This window comes from Dyadobacter sp. CY323, from assembly GCF_021390245.1.
Classification (GTDB): domain Bacteria; phylum Bacteroidota; class Bacteroidia; order Cytophagales; family Spirosomataceae; genus Dyadobacter.
In genome coordinates, this window is sequence record NZ_JAJUXH010000005.1 from 317,522 (window position 1) to 335,371 (window position 17,850).

Annotated in this window: 18 protein-coding genes; 6 read left to right on the plus strand and 12 right to left on the minus strand. The window is 43.8% G+C overall.

Annotated elements, in window-relative coordinates; genetic code table 11:
- Positions 1-12 precede the first annotated feature (12 nt).
- The 9 genes from LZG72_RS12080 to LZG72_RS12120 form a co-directional block, all read right to left on the minus strand.
- Positions 13-783: a hypothetical protein gene (locus tag LZG72_RS12080; RefSeq protein ID WP_233872122.1), complete on the minus strand. Its 771-nt coding sequence runs from the start codon at positions 781-783 to the stop codon at positions 13-15.
- Positions 784-796: 13 nt separating this feature from the next.
- On the minus strand, positions 797-1,552 hold the full coding sequence (locus tag LZG72_RS12085; RefSeq protein WP_233872125.1) for a sugar isomerase domain-containing protein: 756 nt from the start codon (positions 1,550-1,552) through the stop codon (positions 797-799).
- A 12-nt stretch (positions 1,553-1,564) separates the two neighbouring features.
- Positions 1,565-2,611: a hypothetical protein gene (locus tag LZG72_RS12090; RefSeq protein ID WP_233872128.1), complete on the minus strand. Its 1,047-nt coding sequence runs from the start codon at positions 2,609-2,611 to the stop codon at positions 1,565-1,567.
- 203 nt (positions 2,612-2,814) lie between these two features.
- Complete coding sequence (locus LZG72_RS12095) at positions 2,815-3,846, minus strand: hypothetical protein (protein ID WP_233872131.1); 1,032 nt, start codon at positions 3,844-3,846, stop codon at positions 2,815-2,817.
- Between the two features lie 40 nt (positions 3,847-3,886).
- Positions 3,887-5,317 carry a RagB/SusD family nutrient uptake outer membrane protein gene (locus tag LZG72_RS12100; protein ID WP_233872134.1) on the minus strand — a complete coding sequence of 477 codons (1,431 nt, stop codon included), beginning with the start codon at positions 5,315-5,317 and terminating at the stop codon, positions 3,887-3,889.
- A gap of 19 nt (positions 5,318-5,336) precedes the next feature.
- Complete coding sequence (locus LZG72_RS12105) at positions 5,337-8,639, minus strand: TonB-dependent receptor (protein ID WP_233872137.1); 3,303 nt, start codon at positions 8,637-8,639, stop codon at positions 5,337-5,339.
- A 349-nt stretch (positions 8,640-8,988) separates the two neighbouring features.
- Positions 8,989-10,032, minus strand: a complete 1,044-nt coding sequence (locus tag LZG72_RS12110) for a FecR family protein (RefSeq protein WP_233872140.1) — start codon at positions 10,030-10,032, stop codon at positions 8,989-8,991.
- 63 nt (positions 10,033-10,095) lie between these two features.
- Complete coding sequence (locus tag LZG72_RS12115; RefSeq protein ID WP_233872145.1) at positions 10,096-10,731, minus strand: RNA polymerase sigma-70 factor; 636 nt, start codon at positions 10,729-10,731, stop codon at positions 10,096-10,098.
- Between the two features lie 445 nt (positions 10,732-11,176).
- Entirely contained in the window at positions 11,177-11,494 is a 318-nt protein-coding gene (locus tag LZG72_RS12120; protein WP_233872148.1) for a hypothetical protein, read from the minus strand.
- Here LZG72_RS12120 and LZG72_RS12125 point away from each other — a divergent pair.
- Complete coding sequence (locus LZG72_RS12125; protein WP_233872151.1) at positions 11,484-12,887, plus strand: HAMP domain-containing sensor histidine kinase; 1,404 nt, start codon at positions 11,484-11,486, stop codon at positions 12,885-12,887. The two genes, LZG72_RS12120 and LZG72_RS12125, sit on opposite strands and share 11 nt — an antisense overlap.
- Before the next feature lie 83 nt (positions 12,888-12,970).
- On the opposite strand, the gene LZG72_RS12130 is transcribed toward LZG72_RS12125, so the two are convergent.
- On the minus strand, positions 12,971-13,471 hold the full coding sequence (locus tag LZG72_RS12130; RefSeq protein WP_233872154.1) for an AraC family transcriptional regulator: 501 nt from the start codon (positions 13,469-13,471) through the stop codon (positions 12,971-12,973).
- A gap of 546 nt (positions 13,472-14,017) precedes the next feature.
- Here LZG72_RS12130 and LZG72_RS12135 point away from each other — a divergent pair.
- Positions 14,018-14,386: a hypothetical protein gene (locus LZG72_RS12135; protein WP_233872157.1), complete on the plus strand. Its 369-nt coding sequence runs from the start codon at positions 14,018-14,020 to the stop codon at positions 14,384-14,386.
- Between the two features lie 182 nt (positions 14,387-14,568).
- Here the strand turns inward: LZG72_RS12135 and LZG72_RS12140 are convergent, their stop codons facing one another.
- Positions 14,569-14,994, minus strand: coding sequence for a response regulator (locus tag LZG72_RS12140; RefSeq protein ID WP_233872160.1), 426 nt, complete (start codon positions 14,992-14,994; stop codon positions 14,569-14,571).
- A gap of 110 nt (positions 14,995-15,104) precedes the next feature.
- Between LZG72_RS12140 and LZG72_RS12145 the strand changes: the two genes are divergently transcribed.
- Positions 15,105-15,365: a hypothetical protein gene (locus LZG72_RS12145; RefSeq protein WP_233872163.1), complete on the plus strand. Its 261-nt coding sequence runs from the start codon at positions 15,105-15,107 to the stop codon at positions 15,363-15,365.
- Positions 15,366-15,553: 188 nt separating this feature from the next.
- Here the strand turns inward: LZG72_RS12145 and LZG72_RS12150 are convergent, their stop codons facing one another.
- Positions 15,554-15,775, minus strand: a complete 222-nt coding sequence (locus tag LZG72_RS12150) for a DUF6965 family protein (RefSeq protein WP_233872166.1) — start codon at positions 15,773-15,775, stop codon at positions 15,554-15,556.
- A gap of 364 nt (positions 15,776-16,139) precedes the next feature.
- Here LZG72_RS12150 and LZG72_RS12155 point away from each other — a divergent pair, with 364 nt between their 5' ends.
- The 3 genes from LZG72_RS12155 to LZG72_RS12165 all read left to right on the plus strand — a co-directional run bounded on the left by LZG72_RS12155 (position 16,140) and on the right by LZG72_RS12165 (position 17,823).
- Positions 16,140-16,388: a hypothetical protein gene (locus LZG72_RS12155; RefSeq protein ID WP_233872170.1), complete on the plus strand. Its 249-nt coding sequence runs from the start codon at positions 16,140-16,142 to the stop codon at positions 16,386-16,388.
- A gap of 438 nt (positions 16,389-16,826) precedes the next feature.
- The gene (locus LZG72_RS12160) at positions 16,827-17,249 is read left to right on the plus strand and encodes a response regulator (protein WP_233872173.1); all 423 of its coding nucleotides are present in this window, start codon (positions 16,827-16,829) and stop codon (positions 17,247-17,249) included.
- A 166-nt stretch (positions 17,250-17,415) separates the two neighbouring features.
- Complete coding sequence (locus LZG72_RS12165) at positions 17,416-17,823, plus strand: hypothetical protein (RefSeq protein WP_233872175.1); 408 nt, start codon at positions 17,416-17,418, stop codon at positions 17,821-17,823.
- The last annotated feature ends 27 nt before the right edge of the window (positions 17,824-17,850 follow it).

Genomic DNA, 17,850 nt, shown 5'->3' on the forward strand with positions numbered 1-17,850 from the left:
AGATGGATGGAGTTAAGCAATGATTACTTTTCTACGTTCACTAGCAGATGTATGGACGGCATTGACCAGATTTACCAGGTGCAAATGCTGGTCGGCCCACTGCCGTATTAACACCGGGGTTTTTAATAATTCAAATGCTGAACGCACATGTTCTATCTGATTTTCATCAAAACCAAACAGCTCCATATCGGTATCTTTGTACTGTTCAATTCCGTTTCGCGTATAACCGTAGATCGAATATTGAGAAACCTGTGTATCTACGACCCGATCGCTGGCCGTACCACGCTGACCAATCAACTCATGCCTTTCCTGGAAAGGGGACCCCGCGGGGAGTTGTGTGCTAATTTCAATACTGCAAAGCACCCCGGTATCCAGGCGTAAAATGATGTTGATGGATTGCTTTTCCCGAACTGCAAATACCGACATCGTTTTTCCCCCGCTTATAAATTCGCAAAGATCAATTTCACGGTAAATCAGCGCATCAACAGACCATTGATCAGGGGATGCCAAACAGCTGAAGCGAAACAGACACGCATTTTCGACCACAGAATCCGCGATGATCTTTCGTAATTCGGTGAAAGCACGATTGACCCTCCAGGTAAGCAATGGCTGCTGATTTGTTTTAGGCAGAGAGGCTAGCAAATGCCAACCCGGGAGTAGCTGAAGTGAATCGCCTGGTTGAGAGAAAGTACTTAAACTAAGAGGCTGGTCAACTTTTACATTGTACTTGTCGAGTAGCTCCTGTAATGCCACTTCGGTGGCTTTACTTCTAGATTGTTCCATGCATTTTAATGATTTACAAAGACTTTACGCGGGGGAAATATTTCTTAACGTATTTGGCATTAATCTCATCTCCACCAGGTGCATTCGCACTGGACCAAACGGGGGGAGTTATGCCCCTTTCGACGCACTTTTTTACTGTGGCTATCTCTAAGCGGTGTGCAATGTAAAAATCGACAATGTTCGAAATGGGGGCGATCGCTGTATCGAATCCGTCAACATTAACCACAGCGTCACCCACAGGATTGTAATCGTCGATGCACACATCGGCATAATCAAACAGGTTTTTCTTGTTCGGGTGGCGAATGAAATGGTCCTCCGGCATATCATTCTGCCAGAAAGATGAGCTTACGGCAATTATTTTTGCGCCATTTTCCCTGGCTTCCATCGCGGCATCAATCGTTGCAGCATTAATCCCTATGTTATGAAAAATGATAAGCACATCGTCTTTTTGAAGCTTGAAATACTTTACAATGCTTCTTCCATAATTGACCGTCCGTTCCAGTTCAAGGTATTTCAATGCCTGGTTAAATACCGAAAGCCCTGTTTCCATGAGCGGATTAATATTTGCCAGTCCACCAGCCCTGAAAAACATTTCGCCCATCACCAGCGTGGTGTGCCCGCCACCCCCATATACATGGATAAGCTGGTCTTTCGCTATCGCGCCCGCCATCAGATCGGCGGCCTTTTCAATATTTTCTGCCTGTTCGGTTTCTACTTTCTGCAGATTGGCTATTACTTGCTGTAAATAGCCCATATCATTTGTTTCCATTGTATTCAGTGCTTATTTGATACGATATTTTTCATCCAATACTTCTCCGTACGCGTCGCCGAGCATCTTCCACATTTCAAGTGCTCTCGGAGCCGCCAGCACGGTGCCATGACCGCCGCGGTACGTCCATGCAAACAGACTGTCGGTACCCATATCATTATAGAGATGGACGATCTCCTTGATCTCGGAAAGATCATCAGGCTCCTGATAGTAGTTCATCAGCCACCGTTGTGACTCCTTACCGTATTTTTTGGCAACATCAATGGTCTGCTGCGTGATTGATTTAAAGTAGCTCCGTGGTAATTTATAGCTAATGATAGTGGTACTGAATACATCAAAAGAATTTACTTTTGCTACCTTATCCCAGTTATCGTAGCCCCTGTTTTCTTTCACATAGTAGTTGTTGATCGTTGCATGTACGCATACCACGATCTTACTTGCCGGGCGTATCGCTTTAATTTTATCGGAAGCGACTTCAAGAATTCGTAAAGCGTTGGTTTCTCTGAATTCAACTACCTCTTTGGTAAGCATACGAGGCATTTTGTAATTATATTCTTCTCTAAATTTCTGCTTACAAGTATCACAACGACATGCCCAATCGTCGCCTGGGCCACCTGTAATAGAGGCATAACTTTTCGGAAGCGCATAATGGGGCTCATCCCAGAAGAAACCGTCAGCATCAACCTCGTAAGCCAGTTTTTCACAAATCCTATAAAAGTATTCCTTAAAAGCTTTGGTGTTGAAGCAGACCGCAGGCAGCTGTTCTCCTGTAAATGCTGAGACTTGCCGGTTTCCCGGGTTATTGGTCAGAAATATGCTTGGTGGTTCGCCGCCAAACCATTTCCCTATTCCCCAGGTATCCAGATAAACTTTCAACCCCAGGTTCTTTGCAACTTTTGTCACTTCTATGATATTGGGGAACCAGAAGTCGATATCAAATTCGGATAATGCCAGGATAACCGCATTACAGTTATGCGAGATCATTTCTTTGAAATCCTTCTCTGCATGTTCAGGATAACTTAGGCCGTAATAACTTACGCCTGTTTCTTTTACGCTCATAAAAACTGGATTGGTTGAATAATTATAAATCGGTATTAAACTCCCCGTTCTACTATCTGATAGTATAGCTGTAAGGGCGCCTGACTGGTGTCTTGCTTATGGTTTTACGAGATCCATGCGAATCAAATTCAGCGGAAGACGGAACAAAACGGTTAAAGAAAACGCTAGCTGTTATTAATATACGCGAACAGTTTTTTTCACCTTTACGACTTTTTATTTTGATCAAACCACTTCTTGGATGCCCCCATCAGGTCAATCCCTTCCATAATTAAACCTCTGTATTCCTCAATCGTCGGTTTCCAGAATGTTTGTAAAAAACCCATCAATCTTGCATCCGGAATGTGCTCACTGCAAAACTTGACGGTGTTGCCTATACCGGTAGTGATCTTTTGATCATTGCTCGAAGTAGGGATTTGATCATAGCCATGTGATTCCAGCTCCAGATAAGCGTTGACATACGTCTTCTTGGGTTCTGTAAGCGTCTTAAAATCAAACTGGTCCTGGTAATACCAGTTGCTCTGAATGACCGATTTCGGCATTTTTTTGTAAAAAGTTTCAGGGTTATGCCAAACATAATCCGACCAGATCCAGGGGCGTGCTCCCCCTTTCATAACCTCTCCTATTATAAAATAGAAATCCGCCCACCATAGATCATTCTTCCGGATCACCGTATAATCGAAATGCCGCTGATGTTGTTCCGTTTCCTCATCCAGTCCCAGGTGAAAAAAACGTGGTTTATCGAAGATATCAATTGCTTCCGCGATCAGGTCTTTGCAAACATTATAATACTTATCGGTTGACAACATTCGGGAATATTCCTTCATCCACGCATCGTGTGTGGATGAGAAGTTCAACATGGGGATAGGCTCCAAACCTAGCTTACGAATCTTAGCTAGTTCTTCACGTAGGCGTTCTGGTGTCCAAGCGTTTCTAACAGCTATCTCGGGGTGGCTATTCCATCTAACGGAATCGTCAAGATTGATAAGCACGACATTCATGCCAGAATCAGCCATTTTCCTTAAAGCGTCATTCCAGAGAGCCTCGTTTGGCTCAAACTCTTCTCTCAAACCGCCATACTTGGCAATACCCGCAGCAAAGTTAAAGGAAAGGTGTAGCAGCCCAGCCCACACCTTGCTCGGTGGCGGCGCTACCCGCCCGGCGATGAGCGAGCCAGGAATCGTTGCTAATATACTTGCTGCCGTGGCCTGTCTGATAAATTCTCTTCTGGTATTCATATGTATATCTGGTATTTGATTGGGCTGGAATATGATCGGGTTAGTACCCTGGATTTTGGTCCGCGGTGGGATTTAGAGCGCTGTTATAGTTGAGTTCCGAGACAGGGAGAGGCCACAAATAGTGTTTTTCCGAAATCGATTTTTTCGTTGCGGCTTTAATGTAGTCATTGGCTTTCCCTGTTCTTTTCAGATCGAGCCAACGTTTTCCCTCGGCCTGGGTTTCATACCCCCGCTCTTTACGGACTAATTCGATGAACGATTCCTTGCTGTAATTCGCCAGCTTGTAATCCACCGGGGATACCTGGGCCGTATTGTAACCATACGCCCGGCGACGGACCTTGTTCAATGCCTCCAGTCCCAGGGTTGTAGGGCGCCCCTCAGCTTCGCAGGACGCTTCCGCGTACAACAGCAGCACGTCAGCATATCTGTATAAAGGGTAATCCGTTCGCGGCTGAAGGTTAGCGGCGTCCGAAAACTTTTTATTGAGGATGGTATTATCCCCCAGCCCAAATGACCATTTGTACCAGTTATAGCTTTTTCTCAAATCCTTATCGTCCCAGGACGCATACACCGGCTGCTCAAGAGTGCTGTATAACGCCATGTATCCCGCTTGCAGCAGATAAGGCGTACCCACGCCGTTTGTATATAGCGGATAAGCCCATGATTGTTCCTGGGAAAATTTGAAATAGAAGATTTCTTCTGGCGAAGACACCACATCTGCCCCGAATAGTTTCAAAAAATCGTCCGGTTTGGCGACTTCAACGAGGCTGTACTTGGACGATGATATCACTTCATTGGCTTTGCTGCTTGCCTGTGCGTGGTCTCCCAGATAAAAGTATACGTCGGCGAGCAGTGATTTGGCTGCCCATTTTGTGGCCCGACCGGCAGCGGATACTGCATCCGGGAGATTGTCTTCCGCAAACAAAAGATCTTGTTTAATCAGATCATAAACGGCGTCTGTACTGCTCCTGGTCAGGCTTTCTTCTTCCATGTTATCCTGCGTGCGAATGATAACTCCTCCCCAGTTCCTTACTAAATGAAAATATGTTAAGGCACGCAGGAATTTCGCTTCACCGATGAATTTGTTTTTGTCTGCTTCGCTAATACCCTTCCCGTTTGGCGCATTTTTAATAACCAGGTTCGCATTCCGGATGCTCAGGTAGAAGTTATTCCATACCGTCCCCACACGGGTAATGTTAGTTCCATCCAGCCCCTGGAATTCACTTGGTGGTGCCCAGCTGGCCCTTCCCATGTGATAGTCGGTGGATGTTTCCAGCATGGCAACGTAAACGGCGCCAAACCCGTTTCCATTTCTTAGGGGTGAATATATCGCGGCAACGGCGCCGTCAACCTCGTCGGCAGTATTATAGAAAGTCTGAACCGCCAGCGACTTCGGCGCTTCTACCAATAAATCCTCACAAGATGTTAGAGACACTAAAAGGGCCAGAATTGTAATAATATATAGTTTCATGTCTTTAATGTATTTAGCGTTAAAAATTGACCCGAATACCAACCATATATGACTTTGCAGTTGGGTAGGTAGAAAAATCTATCCCCTGTGCAATCGAGTTGGCACCTCCCATTGAGTTTACCTCGGGATCCCACCAGGAGTACTTCGTAAAAGTGATTAAGTTCTGGCCGCTCACATAGATCTTCGCGGCACGTATCCAATTGACGCCCCAGGTTTTTAAGGGCAGCGAATAACCCAGTTCTATATTGCGTAAGCGCAGATAGGATCCATTTTCAACGAAACGGTTTGCAAAGTTCAGCGTTTGGGTACGGGTGATACGCGGATATGCCGCATTGGTATTGTCCGGGGTCCAGTGGTTGTAATAAACCTCTTTTAGCATGTTGTTCCCGTAGCCATAATGCAGCGTATTCCCTACTCCGCTGATATTGACAATGTCATTTCCCTGCGAACCCTGCAGGAATAAATTCAGGTCCAATCCTTTGAAGGACATGGTAGAATTGAGGCCATAAATAAAATCCGGATTTGGGTTCCCAATAATAGTCTTGTCATTCAAATTAATAGCGCCATCGTTATTTATGTCCTGATATTGGATTGCGCCCTTCTCATTATAGCCATTTTCAAGGTATCCGTAGAAGACGCCCAGCTCCTCGCCTTCCCGGAGCAGCGTGGTATTGTCTGAGAAAACAAGCATATCCACAGCCCCACCCAGAATATCCTGGTGACCGTATAGTTTAACTACCTTGGTTTTATTGAAAGCGATATTTCCGTTGACATCCCATTTAAAAGCGCCGTCTATCAAATTCGCATTTACTGAGAACTCAAATCCCTTGTTCCGGATCTGCCCGATATTCCGGATGGTACTGGTGTAACCCAATGAAGAAGGCAGCTGAACGGTATTGAGAAGGTCACGGGTATTTTTAACATAATAGTCGGCCGTGATCTGAATTCTGTTTTGCATAATAGCCAGATCCATCCCAATGTCGGACTGCTCGGTCGTTTCCCATTTCAGGTTTCCCGGGAGTACCGTACCTGGCGCAAATGTATTATAAAGCGTATTGCCGAAAACATTTTTACCCGAAGATAGCTGGCTCAAAGTAGCGTAGGCATTAATTGCCTGCGAACCCGTTTGCCCCCAGCTTGTCCGAAGTTTAAGATCCGTTATGAAGGGAATATTCTCCATAAACTTTTCTTGCTTGATTCTCCATGCTAATGCGGCCGATGGAAAATGTCCCCATTTATTTCCCTCACTATATTTAGAAGATCCGTCGGCGCGAAAGCTCAATGTTGCAAGTACCCGGTTGTCGAAGTTGTAGTTTAGCCTTCCCAGGTAAGATAATAATACCGATTTGGAATATCCGGAACCGGGAATACCGGGTATTGAAGCCGACGCAAGATTATAGGTTTCAGTAACATCACTTAAAAACCCGGTGCCTGAGCCGCTCAGCGATGTGCTGGTGAAATCCTGGACCGTAAATCCGCCCAACGCAGAGAGTGAGTGCTTTCCAAACAATTTGGTATAGCTGATCGTATTTTCATTTAAAAGGCTTGTAAACTGGCTGCTGGACACGCTTGCGCTGCCCTGTGAATTAACATATTTCCGTGTTTGATAGTAATCGCTCCGGTCATCACTGTTTTCAACACCTCCGTAGACTTTCAATATCAACCCGCCGATTGGTTCATAACTAATCGAAGCATTTGCCATTACTTTATTGGATAGCGCTGCATCTTTTGTTTCGTTAATAAAGTTTAAGGGGTTGGTCAGACCTTCTGACAGAAATGGATAAGCTGTCGATAATACCCTGTACGTACCATTCTCGTTATAGGGGGTAAGCGTGGGGGGCGCTACCAGAGAAGCACTGATGAGCGAGGCACCGAACCGTGCCCCGGACGAATTTTGCCTGTCTGTTATGTTCCTGGAAAGTGTTGACGAGAAGTTTGCTTGGATTTTCGAACTTAGCGCGTGATGAATATTGGTACGAAGGGAGTAACGTTTATAATTACTGCCTTTGATAATACCTTTTTGATCAAAAATACTCCCCGAAAGAGAGAACTGGGTTTTCTCATTTCCTGCACTGATATTTAAGGAATGATTTTGGATCGGGGCCTTCTGAAAAACGAAATCCTGCCAGTCAAATCCATTGCCAAAACCGTTGATTTGATCCTCGGTAAAATAGATGCCTTGTCCATCATTTATCCGTTGCTCATTATAAAACCGGGCATATTCGACCGCATTCATAAATTCCAGCTTCTTCCGTAATTGCTGCGAACCATATGTTGATTCGTAATCTACCTGCATTTTCCCCTGCTTCCCGGACTTGGTAGTAATGAGTACAACCCCATTGGCTCCCCTCGATCCATAAATTGCGATGGCTGATGCATCCTTCAGTACTTCGATACTTTCGATATCCGCATTATTGAGGATCAACGGGCTGCCATTTGAAGGAAAGCCATCGATAACGTAAAGCGGCTCATTACTTCCTTGAATGGAGTTTGTCCCTCTGATACGAACACTGACCCCCGCCCCGGGCGCGCCCGTATTTTGCTTAACCTGCACACCCGAGGCCCTTCCCGAAAGTGCCTGCATTACATTCGCCGCAGGAAAAGAATTTATCTCCTCTCCCTTGATGGTAGACACCGAGCCTGTCAGGTCGCTCTTTTTTACAGTGCCGTATCCTACCACCACAAGCTCGTCAAGGGAACGCGTATCCACACTCAATGCGATACTCAGGCTGGTTTTTGTACCGACTTCAATCTCCCGGCTGATGTAACCAACAAAACTGAATATCAATACGCCCGCATCATTTTGCAGGGAAATTTCGAAATTACCGTCCGCATCCGTGGTGGTGCCTTGTGAAGTTCCTTTTACAACGATACTTACTCCCGGCAGCACCCCGCCCTTTTCATCGGTAACTTTTCCATTAATCAGCTGGAATATGGGCTGGTCGTGATGGATAGATGATTTCGTAGAATCAATATGATGTTGTATATTCCTCTCTTTTAAATTCCTGAAAATTACGATGGTTGCATTAGGGCCTTCTTCAAAAGACAGCCCCGTCCCGTCCAGTACGTGCCTCATGATCTGTTCAACTGACATTACCTCATTGGGTAAGGATACCTTCTTAAACTGGGAAACATTTTCCAAGGAATAAGCCATTCTGAACCCGGATGCTTTTCCTATTTTATTTAGCGCACTGCGTAATAATTCATTTTCAATTTCGAGCTTTATCCTTTTTTCCTGAATGCTCTGGCCATTTATCGTACTGGCCAGCATCAACTGCGTAGAACACAAGACAATGGTAATAATACATACACTGATCCTCATGATAAAATGATTTTGACTTGGCATTATACAATGCCATTTACACTCGGTAAAGAAATTTTTCATAAAATTCAGGAGTTTGAAATTAAACAATAACGCGTCAGGCCAACCCATTTTGCTTACGAGAGCAAAAGGGGATGTAAACAAGCTGTACTCTTTTGTAGGATAGGATTTATATAGGGTTTAGACGAACGGATACTTCACTAAGATTATGACGTCGGGTAAAAATAAATCGTTAATACTCACGTATACACTGATTTTTTCAGTATGATTTGATTCAGTAGCTCTATAAACTGAACTATTGACTATAAGTTTTTCCTAACAGGCAAAGGCGTAAATACGGGCTTTCAGATCAATTACATCCATTGCCATCGATAACGATGTCCATGTCTGATTTCATTGTATAGGTTGAATTTTGAATAGAACACAAGGTTTGCAGCACATTTTCAATGGATTCGGTACCAACGAATGAAGATACGATCCTGCAATGCTTCAATTTTTCGTTCTTAAACTGTATTGTCACGCCATATCGCTTCTCCAAGAACTGAGCGATATCTTCAAAGCGAACCCCGTCAAATTCCATGTCGTATTTCGTCCATTCCGTCTCTTCCGGGTCAATTTCCTCTTGTATGACACTCGAACTCTCATTACTATACGTCAGCTGCTGATTGGGTAAAATGACGGCCAGGACTTTTGATCCATCTTCAATACGCACCTTGCCTTCAGCCACCGAAACAGTAATGTTATTTTGCTCGGGATAGGCTTTGATGTTAAACGCAGTACCCAAAACCACCGTTTTTAGTTTACCCGAATAGATGGTGAAGGGAGATCGTTTATTTTGGCTGGCATTTATCTTTTTTACTTCAAAATAAGCTTCTCCCTGCAAAGTCACTTCCCTGCTCGTGTTCGAGAAATTTGGATGGATATCCAGCGTACTGCCGGCCTGCAAAATGATGGAAGTCCCATCAGGTAAATTTATAGTACGAACATAATCGCTTGGCGTTCTGGAATCCGCTGCGACAAATGCTTGCTTGTTTTTCTCTGATGTCTGAGGTGACATCCAGAAATAGGCGCCAAACGAAAGCAGCAACAGGGTAACACAAGCCGCCACCAGCCAGCTGCGGGCAGGCAATAACCTCCGCGTTTTAGTAGGAATATTCCGGCTACTATTTATATTAGTTTTGTCCAGAGACAGAATGCCGCTAAAATTGGCTTTATTAAACAACTCAACTTCCTCTGAGGTGATGCTGCTATCATTCATCATAGCCTGTAGAACCTCCAGCAAGACCGGTTCATTCTCAATTGTGTTAAGCGATATCAGTTCATTATGTTCTGCCGGGCTCAGCTGATCTGATAGGTGTTGCTCCAGCAAATATTTTATTCTTTCCTTATTCATTAATGAGATGATAAAAGACAAGCACAATTCAGGATTTATCGGTCATTCATATACAAGAATGAGCTAAGAGCAAAACGTACTATCGGGAAATGGAAAATTTTGCAAATATTTTATAACAACAAACATAACAAGAGCGAAGTCGAACCCCTCGTTACTCAAATGCTCCCTGATTTCTCTCAGGGCAGTAGTCAAAACATTTTTGACGGTACTTACGGAGAGGTTAAGTTCAACTGCTATTTCGGCCGGTTTCATGCCTTCATCACGGCTCAGCCGGAAAATACGTTTCCGCTGATTCGGCATCCGGTCTATGGCCTGGAGAATGAGTGCGTTAACCTCCTGAAAGTAAACCAGATCAACCGGGGTATTCACTCTGGCAGTGCTATCCTCGGTCTCCTCGCTCAGCTTGCTAAATTGGCTCCTGTCCAGCTGGCTTTTTCTCAGGAAGGTCAAACATTCCCGTGACGCAACTCTATATATCCACCCGTTGATATTTTCTAATTCCGGAAGTTTATCTCTGTTAAGCCAAATCCTTACAAATGTTTCCTGAAGGACTTCCTCTGCGTCTGCCGCGGATTTTGTAAACTTTAAAACGAAGGGATATAGGCGGCCGTAGTAAAAGTCAAAAAAAATCTCGTAGGCCTTTTCATCACCTTCGGAGATTCGAAGTAAGAGTTCACTAGAGTCTGGTAATGTTTTCAAGGTTTAAGAAATATTTATTTTATTAAGATTCAGAAGTCTGCAAACTACTTGAACCATAATCAAGTTCGCCTTGCCGGAATGATCGGGTGGGTCTTAAAAATCACGCACATATTGCATATTAATGATGCAAAACGGGGGGGCCTTACACCCCTTTGAAGTAGCGCAGACAATTATCAAGTGCCGCCAACAATGCGGGCGTTAGGCAATGCTTCCACATAGGTATAATTGCTAAATGGCAAGACGCATACTAGGACTGGGCAACTGATCTGTTCACCGCTGGCCTTGTCAAGATAGTGCAGCAGCTTACCTGCAAAATCATTCATCATTACGTCCGCAGCCTGATAACTGATATGAAACTGGCTTGCATGACCTTGCCAGATTCATTGAGGTGATGGCAAAACTGTGAGTACCGGTAACCATCCGGATATTGAGCTATGTATTCTTCCTAAAGTAGCTGACGCGTTACACCGGTATCTCTAAGCTCGGAAAGGAAATAAGCCAGCCGCTCACGAAAATCCGCTTTACGTTCAACCTCATTTTGAATAGAGGTGGAATCTGCATAGATCATCGATGATAATATACCATCATCCAGGGCAAGCAGTTGCTTAAAGGAGTAAGGGCCTGCTAGCAGTCGGTCTTTGTAAAACTTAATTGTATTGCGGGAAATGTGGAGTTGCCTGGAAATGTTCCGCTCTGATACATTCCGGTCCAGTAGTTGTATGATCAATCGCAGTGCCTGCATCGAAGTAACTTTGTTGGCCATCCTTTGCTTTTGTTTTTTTACAAAAGATGGTTGGTTTAGTACTTCAATACCAATCTGGGGTGGCTCTCTTGCCGGAATCTTACAAAACATCCAAGTGGCTCAGATTGCCGGAATCGTTGCCAAACATACGTTTTATGACTGGCTCTATTTCCCGGAATCACTGGCTCAAGTTGCCGGAACACTGGCTCTCTTTGCTCCGGAATATCAAGTTTGCGCCCAAGATTTAATTATGGTCAGTAAGACGAGCTTCTCCCGTGAGGAATTCAATGACCAGGCTCCCATTATCTTGAACATACTAAACCAGCGCCTCGCCAAATTACCGCAAGAGTCTGATGTTGTCTCCATCGCACAGGCGCATGGGCTGCACCGCTGGCAGCGTGGCTACTCGCTCCCTGAGCTGCTTGTAGAACTTGAGCATCTCTTTCGAGTAGTTGTTGGGCTCATCAGTAACTATCATCAAAACGTACACAAACTTTCAGCCGATGTAATACTGGAAGTACATGCACATGTTTTGGACATTTCACAGGAAGCAGGCCGCGGAAGTGTCCTTTACTTTGATGAGCTTAGGCAAACGAATGCTGCTGAGCAGGCTAGCATAACCATGCAGGCACTTCGTCAACTTGAACAACTGAGCAAAAGCAGAAGCAAGCATCTGCGTGAAAGCACGCACGATCTCAGATCAAGTTTTGGGGTATTGATGGGTACCTCACAGATGCTAAAGATGCCGGATACCGAGCAAGAGCGCATTACCCTGTTTGAAATGCTTAATAGAAATCTAGGCTTAGTGAGGGATATGCTGTTACAGTTGAGTGATTTCTCACGCATTGAAGCCGGACAAGAAACTTTGGAGATCAAGAAATTTGACGCAGCAGACCTGCTTAATCAGTTGATTGGAAGTGCCCAGCCGCTTGCCGGGAGCCGTAATCTGATCTTGCAAGGGGAAGGGCCAAGCGAGCTAAAAGTAACCAGCGACCCAGTTAAAACCCAAAGGATCGCTCAAAATTTGATGTTAAATGCCCTTAAATACACTATAAAGGGAGGCATCTATATTTCTTGGGCGCAAGAGAATGAGACAAGATGGATACTCAGCATCCAAGACTCGGGCCCCGGCTTTTCCGCAGACAGCCCAGCCGGTCTGCTGGCTGAACAGTTAAAACCTTTGGGCGAGCCTAGCAGCAGCCATCAAACTGGTGGAAAAGTTGAATATCCTTTAGACCATGCGCCCTCAACCGAGGCTATTAAACAGCATCCGATTGAAATGAAAGAAAGTGAGGGGCTCGGTTTGTTTATTGTAAAGAAATTATGCGAGCTTATGAAAGCTAGTATGGATATCGAAAGTGAACCTGGCCGTGGCACACTCGTTCGGATTAGGTTTCTTACTGATCAGCGGTAAGCATCTACAATTACTTGTAGCTTTTTTTTCTTATGAGCTGATGGTTATCAATTAGTTAATATTTTTACCTCATCCATATGTTTTTAGTGCGCCTTAATACGATCCTGGCTTTTAAAGAAGCTTGGGGTCAATCCTGTGATCCGTTTAAATTGGGTTGACAAATGGGCCACACTGCTGTAATTTAGCAAGTAAGAAATGTCAGTTAGACTTAGTTCGTCGGAAATCAAGAGCTTTTTTACCCGTTCAATTTTACTGGCAATAATAAAGTTCTCGATTGTGACGCCGGTAACCTCAGAGAAAGTGTGGGCGAGGCTTGAATAGTTCTGGCCAAATTTTTCACTCAGGTACTTTGAATTATTTAGTTTTAGCCTTTCACCGGACCGCGTTACCATGACGCGGATTGCTATTTTAATATTTTCAATAAGCTGTGCCCTTTTATTGTCCATCAATTCCAATCCCGACCTTTTTAAGGCGGCGTTCAGCCGTTCTAGTTGTTCGGCGGGCAGTTCTTCGTCAACTTCGACTTCTCCAAGGGAAATATGCCCATGCCGCATGCCTAACGTATCTAACTCTGCCTCTACCACAATCTGGCACCGCCGACTTACCATATTCCTAATGTGAAGTATCCCCATTTATTTATAAGATTTTAAACTTGGTTTTCTGTATGGACTATTATTGAATACTGGTGTTGTCTTAGTCATTATGACTGATGAAGGAAGGATTTTAAAAATCTTATAAACGGAGCGTATTTACGATCCAGATTTTACCCCGATGAATTGGCTTAACTAGATGCCGGACGATAGGCAGCTACCGGCGGCGTGGTTTCTAAGTAAGATATGACTTGAACCTCGGTAAAAGTAGGGTTGAACAATTTAAAATCTCCTACAAAATCATCTTCAACTAGTTGACAATTTGTATAGAAACAAAATGATTTGATCTTAGTAATTCCATTCTCGTTTGCTGACATTTCAATTGTAAAGTGGCCCATGGTAGTTGTTACTGTGTTTAGTTGGTGAAAGAACATTATTGGTAAGTGCATATATTATATTAACAAAATCCACAAAAAAAACGTGCTTAAAGATTGTGAATCAGACCGTTGAGGTAGCACCTATTTCAGCGTCGCGACACTCATGTGGAATGGTTTTTTTGTGGACACACGAAATTTTTCTAAACGGCATGGAGGATGCTTTTCAAAATATGATCAACCGTCACAGAACGGAAAGGAACGAGATTGTCAAGGAACGGGAATCAGAACGGGCAAGATTACTGGCGCGGCAAAAAGAAGAAGGGTTATGTTGAGTAATGATCGAGATGCAGTAACGATGGCTAAATTCCTATTAGAGAATTCAGAAGAGATAATTCAGATGGGAAACACGTACATGAGACGATGGATGGATACTATTGAAAGGCAGAAATACGAGATGGAACAATTTAAAGAGAATATGAAAGCGATCAAGCCAACTGATCATGGTGCACCATTGCTTTTGAATTTCTGGTAGGGTTACAAAGCCAACACATCAGCCTGGCTTGTCTTACCGTAGAAAATGGCTGTAAACATTGGTTATCGAGTTTTAACCGGCTTTAAGCAGTTGTAGATTGTCAATTCGTGAGGCAAGGCGAATTCTTGGAAATGCGCTGGATAGTATCGTACACGTTACGGAAATAGACATCAACAGTTTACTTATGCGAAATTATTCGGCGCGGCGCACCGCCTCCAATATTCCAAAATGACACTGATCGTTTTCCTCAGTTCGTCGAAAGCGCCCTGTTTGACGAAGAACCCCTGAGCGGACACACTATACGCGTCAATTACCATTTGCTGATTCACGGCTGTTGAGAAAAACAGGTACGGGATGCATCTAATTTGAAGCTCGGCATCGGTGTGAAGTTTTTTCCTTAGCTCGAACCCGTCCAGTCTAGGCATATTAATATCTGACAAAATCAGGAATGGCACTGAGGTAGAATCTTGCAGGTACGCCAATGCGGCTTCTCCATCTTCAAAATAGAGCCGCTTGTTGACGCACTCCAAGGAGTTAAATACGTCTTCAAGTAAATATCTGTCGTCTTCATCATCTTCTACAATGACGATGTCGCCGTTCTTATTCATGTTTAGGAAGGGGTCAGATGGTATTCGTGCAATATACCGATGTTTACTCAGAATCCGGGTGGAGTGATACCGGCTGGAATAATTTTCGCAGGGATGCCCAAAAATAGGCTATGACCAACGAATATCAGGAAATGCTTGCCCGTCATCGGGTCGAACGTGAAGAGTTTCTAGCCCAGCGCCAGGTGGAGCGACTAGCTTTGAAATTGAGGCAAGAAAACAATTTGGTCATAGCTGAACGGGAGAATCGCATTGCGAAATCCCAAGTCCTAATTAGTAATGCATCAGAGTTATTTCATTTCACCAAGGTCTATCTCGAAATATGGAAAAAGTTGCAAAAGCGGCAATTGAAGGAACTAAATGATTTAAACTAGACATTGTCCACCGAAACGACTATTGCTTTTCCTTATGTGATGCTCAGTTTACGATTGCGTTTACTTCCGAAAGGTGTCTTTGCTATTCCATTACTACTCAAAGAAATTTACTGATGTCATCAAGTGAATGTAGTCGTTTCCAGATAATTGAGATTTGTAGCGGCACCTGCCCATTTATCGGTTATATCTTACGCGCCCAGACTTTTTCTTGTCAGCAACCAATCTTTCAGTTCCATTAGTCTTAGCCGGCATGAATCATGCGGCTTGGAATTTGGATTAGCATCCAAAATTTCAAACTCTCGGTCAACAAATGTTCTCGCGTCCCCTATGGTGCTAAAACTATTGATCATAATAGGCCCTGTTGGCAGTTCCCTGCCTTCATACCACTCTTTAAGCTCTTCGACCGTCATTTTAAGTTGAGTTACGTAGCAAGCTACGAAGGTAACGAGTCCCAAAAATTTATTGCGTGGCGATAGCTACGGGATGTTCTCGAAGATTTTTCGGTGTCACGTATTGACACGCAGGTTTTTAATTGATACTATGATGTCAAATTTATGATATCATCAACATCAATAAGCTCAAAAATCACTACTCACCCAACAGAGGATTATCTCCTTTCAACCGCTTTCCCGCATCTGACTTCGGTGAAGCCAGAAATCCGCTGCCATCTGGGCCAATTCTACATGTGTGCTCAAAACTGCTCTACGTGTGTGGTGACATTCAAGTTTACAGATCAGTGGGAAGTCGATACATGCGTGAAATGGATAAACTGATATGGCACACTGGGGAAGCGATTACGTTGGCGGTGATCTCCAAGTAAAGAATGTTGTGTTCTTTGAGAGGGGTACCCTTGTGGAATGCCTGATCTGTCCCACTTATATTGCCCGCCAGGAAAACCCGTATGCTACGGGGACGACGATCATGCAGGTCAAGATCGGGCTAGAATACCGGCGTCAGTTTAAACTGGAAGAGGTAAGGAAGAGTATTTTAATGACAATCGAAAATATCTTTGAATTTGGATGATTCCATGTGATAAAGACTTAGCGCGACGATACGTTCGCCATACAGTGCCCGATACCAATGAAGCACCCTTTTGCGTGCCAGAGGGCTTGTATCAGATAACGGAAGTCAAGAGCTATCTGCGCGGGCAAAGGCTTGAATGCAGGACTTATAAGCCAAGCGAAACCCGTCCTGAATATACGCTGACCTTCTACCAGGGACTTCACCACCGAACAAACATTGAAAGTTTGAAGGTGATCACTGACCCTGAGAACTTTGGGAAATAGGGTGCAAAAAGACTTCTTAAAAGCGGAAGCTCCAACCATGCCATTTATCTACAGTGATTTGGTTGCGTTCGAGCCCAACCCCGGCGCCAGAACTTCTTTCCAGAATTAAAGGTTGTTATATCTACGTTGGCACTTTTATAAATGGCCGACTTAACCCCAGGTTGAACTCGGTTACATGAATAAGAGTGGAGAAATAGTCATTATTGAAGATGATGAAGACGACAGATATTTACTTGAAGACGTATTTAACTCCTTAGAATGTACCAACAATCGGCTCTATTTTGAAGATGGAGAAGCTGCATTGGAATACCTGCAACACTCTTCCTCGGTACCATTCCTGATTTTATCAGATGTCAATATGCCTAGACTGAACGGGTTCGAGTTAAGGCACAAACTTCACACCGATGCTGAACTTCAAATAAAATGTATTCCCTATCTTTTCTTTTCTACGGCTATAAGCCAGGAAGCGGTTATAGCAGCATATAGTATGTCAGCCCAGGGATTCTTTGTTAAACAAGGAGTGTTTGAGGATTTGAGAACAACCATTCAGGTCATACTGGAATATTGGAAGCGGTGTGCAGCCCCTAATAACTTTTGATTTCAACAATATCTGACCCATCCAAACTAAGAAAAAAAAACATTTTTAGCCCTCAAGGAATACATTCAGCTGACCTTTAAAAATAAAGGTAACTATATACGAGTTGGGACCAGGCGAAAATTGATTGGCTCGGTTTTGGTAAAGGCATAGCCTAACCCCGTATATTATGAACAACAATGGAGCTATCTTAGTAATTGAAGATAACGAAGACGATAGGTTTATAATGGAAGAGGTGCTAATCGACCTAAACTATCCAAATAACAGAGTCTACTTCAGCGGAGGAAAGGAAGCAATGGATTATTTACAAAACTCTGAGTCTAACCCATTCATTGTGTTTTCTGATATAAGCTTAATAAAGCTTAGCGACTTGGAAGTGAAAAGAGAGTTGCGAGCTGATAGAGTATTTTTATCAAGACGTATCCCTTTCATACTGTTATCCGATACCTCAAACACAAATATTGCCTACGACAGGTCACCGCAAGGCTCTTTTATTAAAACTTGCTCAATCTCCGAGTTTACAAAAACGATCAATACTGTCATTGAATATTGGCAACGCTGCTCACCTCAGAACTAATTAGATATTTACGGAGAGAAATTAGAG

Bases quoted from the DNA above. Each gene is read 5' to 3' on its own strand.
- LZG72_RS12155 (WP_233872170.1), top strand. From the start codon at position 16,140: ATGGCACACTGGGGAAGCGATTACGTTGGCGGTGATCTCCAAGTAAAG.
- LZG72_RS12160 (WP_233872173.1), top strand. From the start codon at position 16,827: ATGAATAAGAGTGGAGAAATAGTCATTATTGAAGATGATGAAGACGAC.
- LZG72_RS12100 (WP_233872134.1), bottom strand. From the start codon at position 5,317: ATGAAACTATATATTATTACAATTCTGGCCCTTTTAGTGTCTCTAACA.
- LZG72_RS12080 (WP_233872122.1), bottom strand. From the start codon at position 783: ATGGAACAATCTAGAAGTAAAGCCACCGAAGTGGCATTACAGGAGCTA.
- LZG72_RS12140 (WP_233872160.1), bottom strand. From the start codon at position 14,994: ATGAATAAGAACGGCGACATCGTCATTGTAGAAGATGATGAAGACGAC.
- LZG72_RS12165 (WP_233872175.1), top strand. From the start codon at position 17,416: ATGAACAACAATGGAGCTATCTTAGTAATTGAAGATAACGAAGACGAT.
- LZG72_RS12095 (WP_233872131.1), bottom strand. From the start codon at position 3,846: ATGAATACCAGAAGAGAATTTATCAGACAGGCCACGGCAGCAAGTATA.
- LZG72_RS12120 (WP_233872148.1), bottom strand. From the start codon at position 11,494: ATGGCCAACAAAGTTACTTCGATGCAGGCACTGCGATTGATCATACAA.
- LZG72_RS12135 (WP_233872157.1), top strand. From the start codon at position 14,018: ATGTGGAATGGTTTTTTTGTGGACACACGAAATTTTTCTAAACGGCAT.
- LZG72_RS12105 (WP_233872137.1), bottom strand. From the start codon at position 8,639: ATGAGGATCAGTGTATGTATTATTACCATTGTCTTGTGTTCTACGCAG.
- LZG72_RS12150 (WP_233872166.1), bottom strand. From the start codon at position 15,775: ATGACGGTCGAAGAGCTTAAAGAGTGGTATGAAGGCAGGGAACTGCCA.
- LZG72_RS12090 (WP_233872128.1), bottom strand. From the start codon at position 2,611: ATGAGCGTAAAAGAAACAGGCGTAAGTTATTACGGCCTAAGTTATCCT.
- LZG72_RS12110 (WP_233872140.1), bottom strand. From the start codon at position 10,032: ATGAATAAGGAAAGAATAAAATATTTGCTGGAGCAACACCTATCAGAT.
- LZG72_RS12145 (WP_233872163.1), top strand. From the start codon at position 15,105: ATGACCAACGAATATCAGGAAATGCTTGCCCGTCATCGGGTCGAACGT.
- LZG72_RS12085 (WP_233872125.1), bottom strand. From the start codon at position 1,552: ATGGAAACAAATGATATGGGCTATTTACAGCAAGTAATAGCCAATCTG.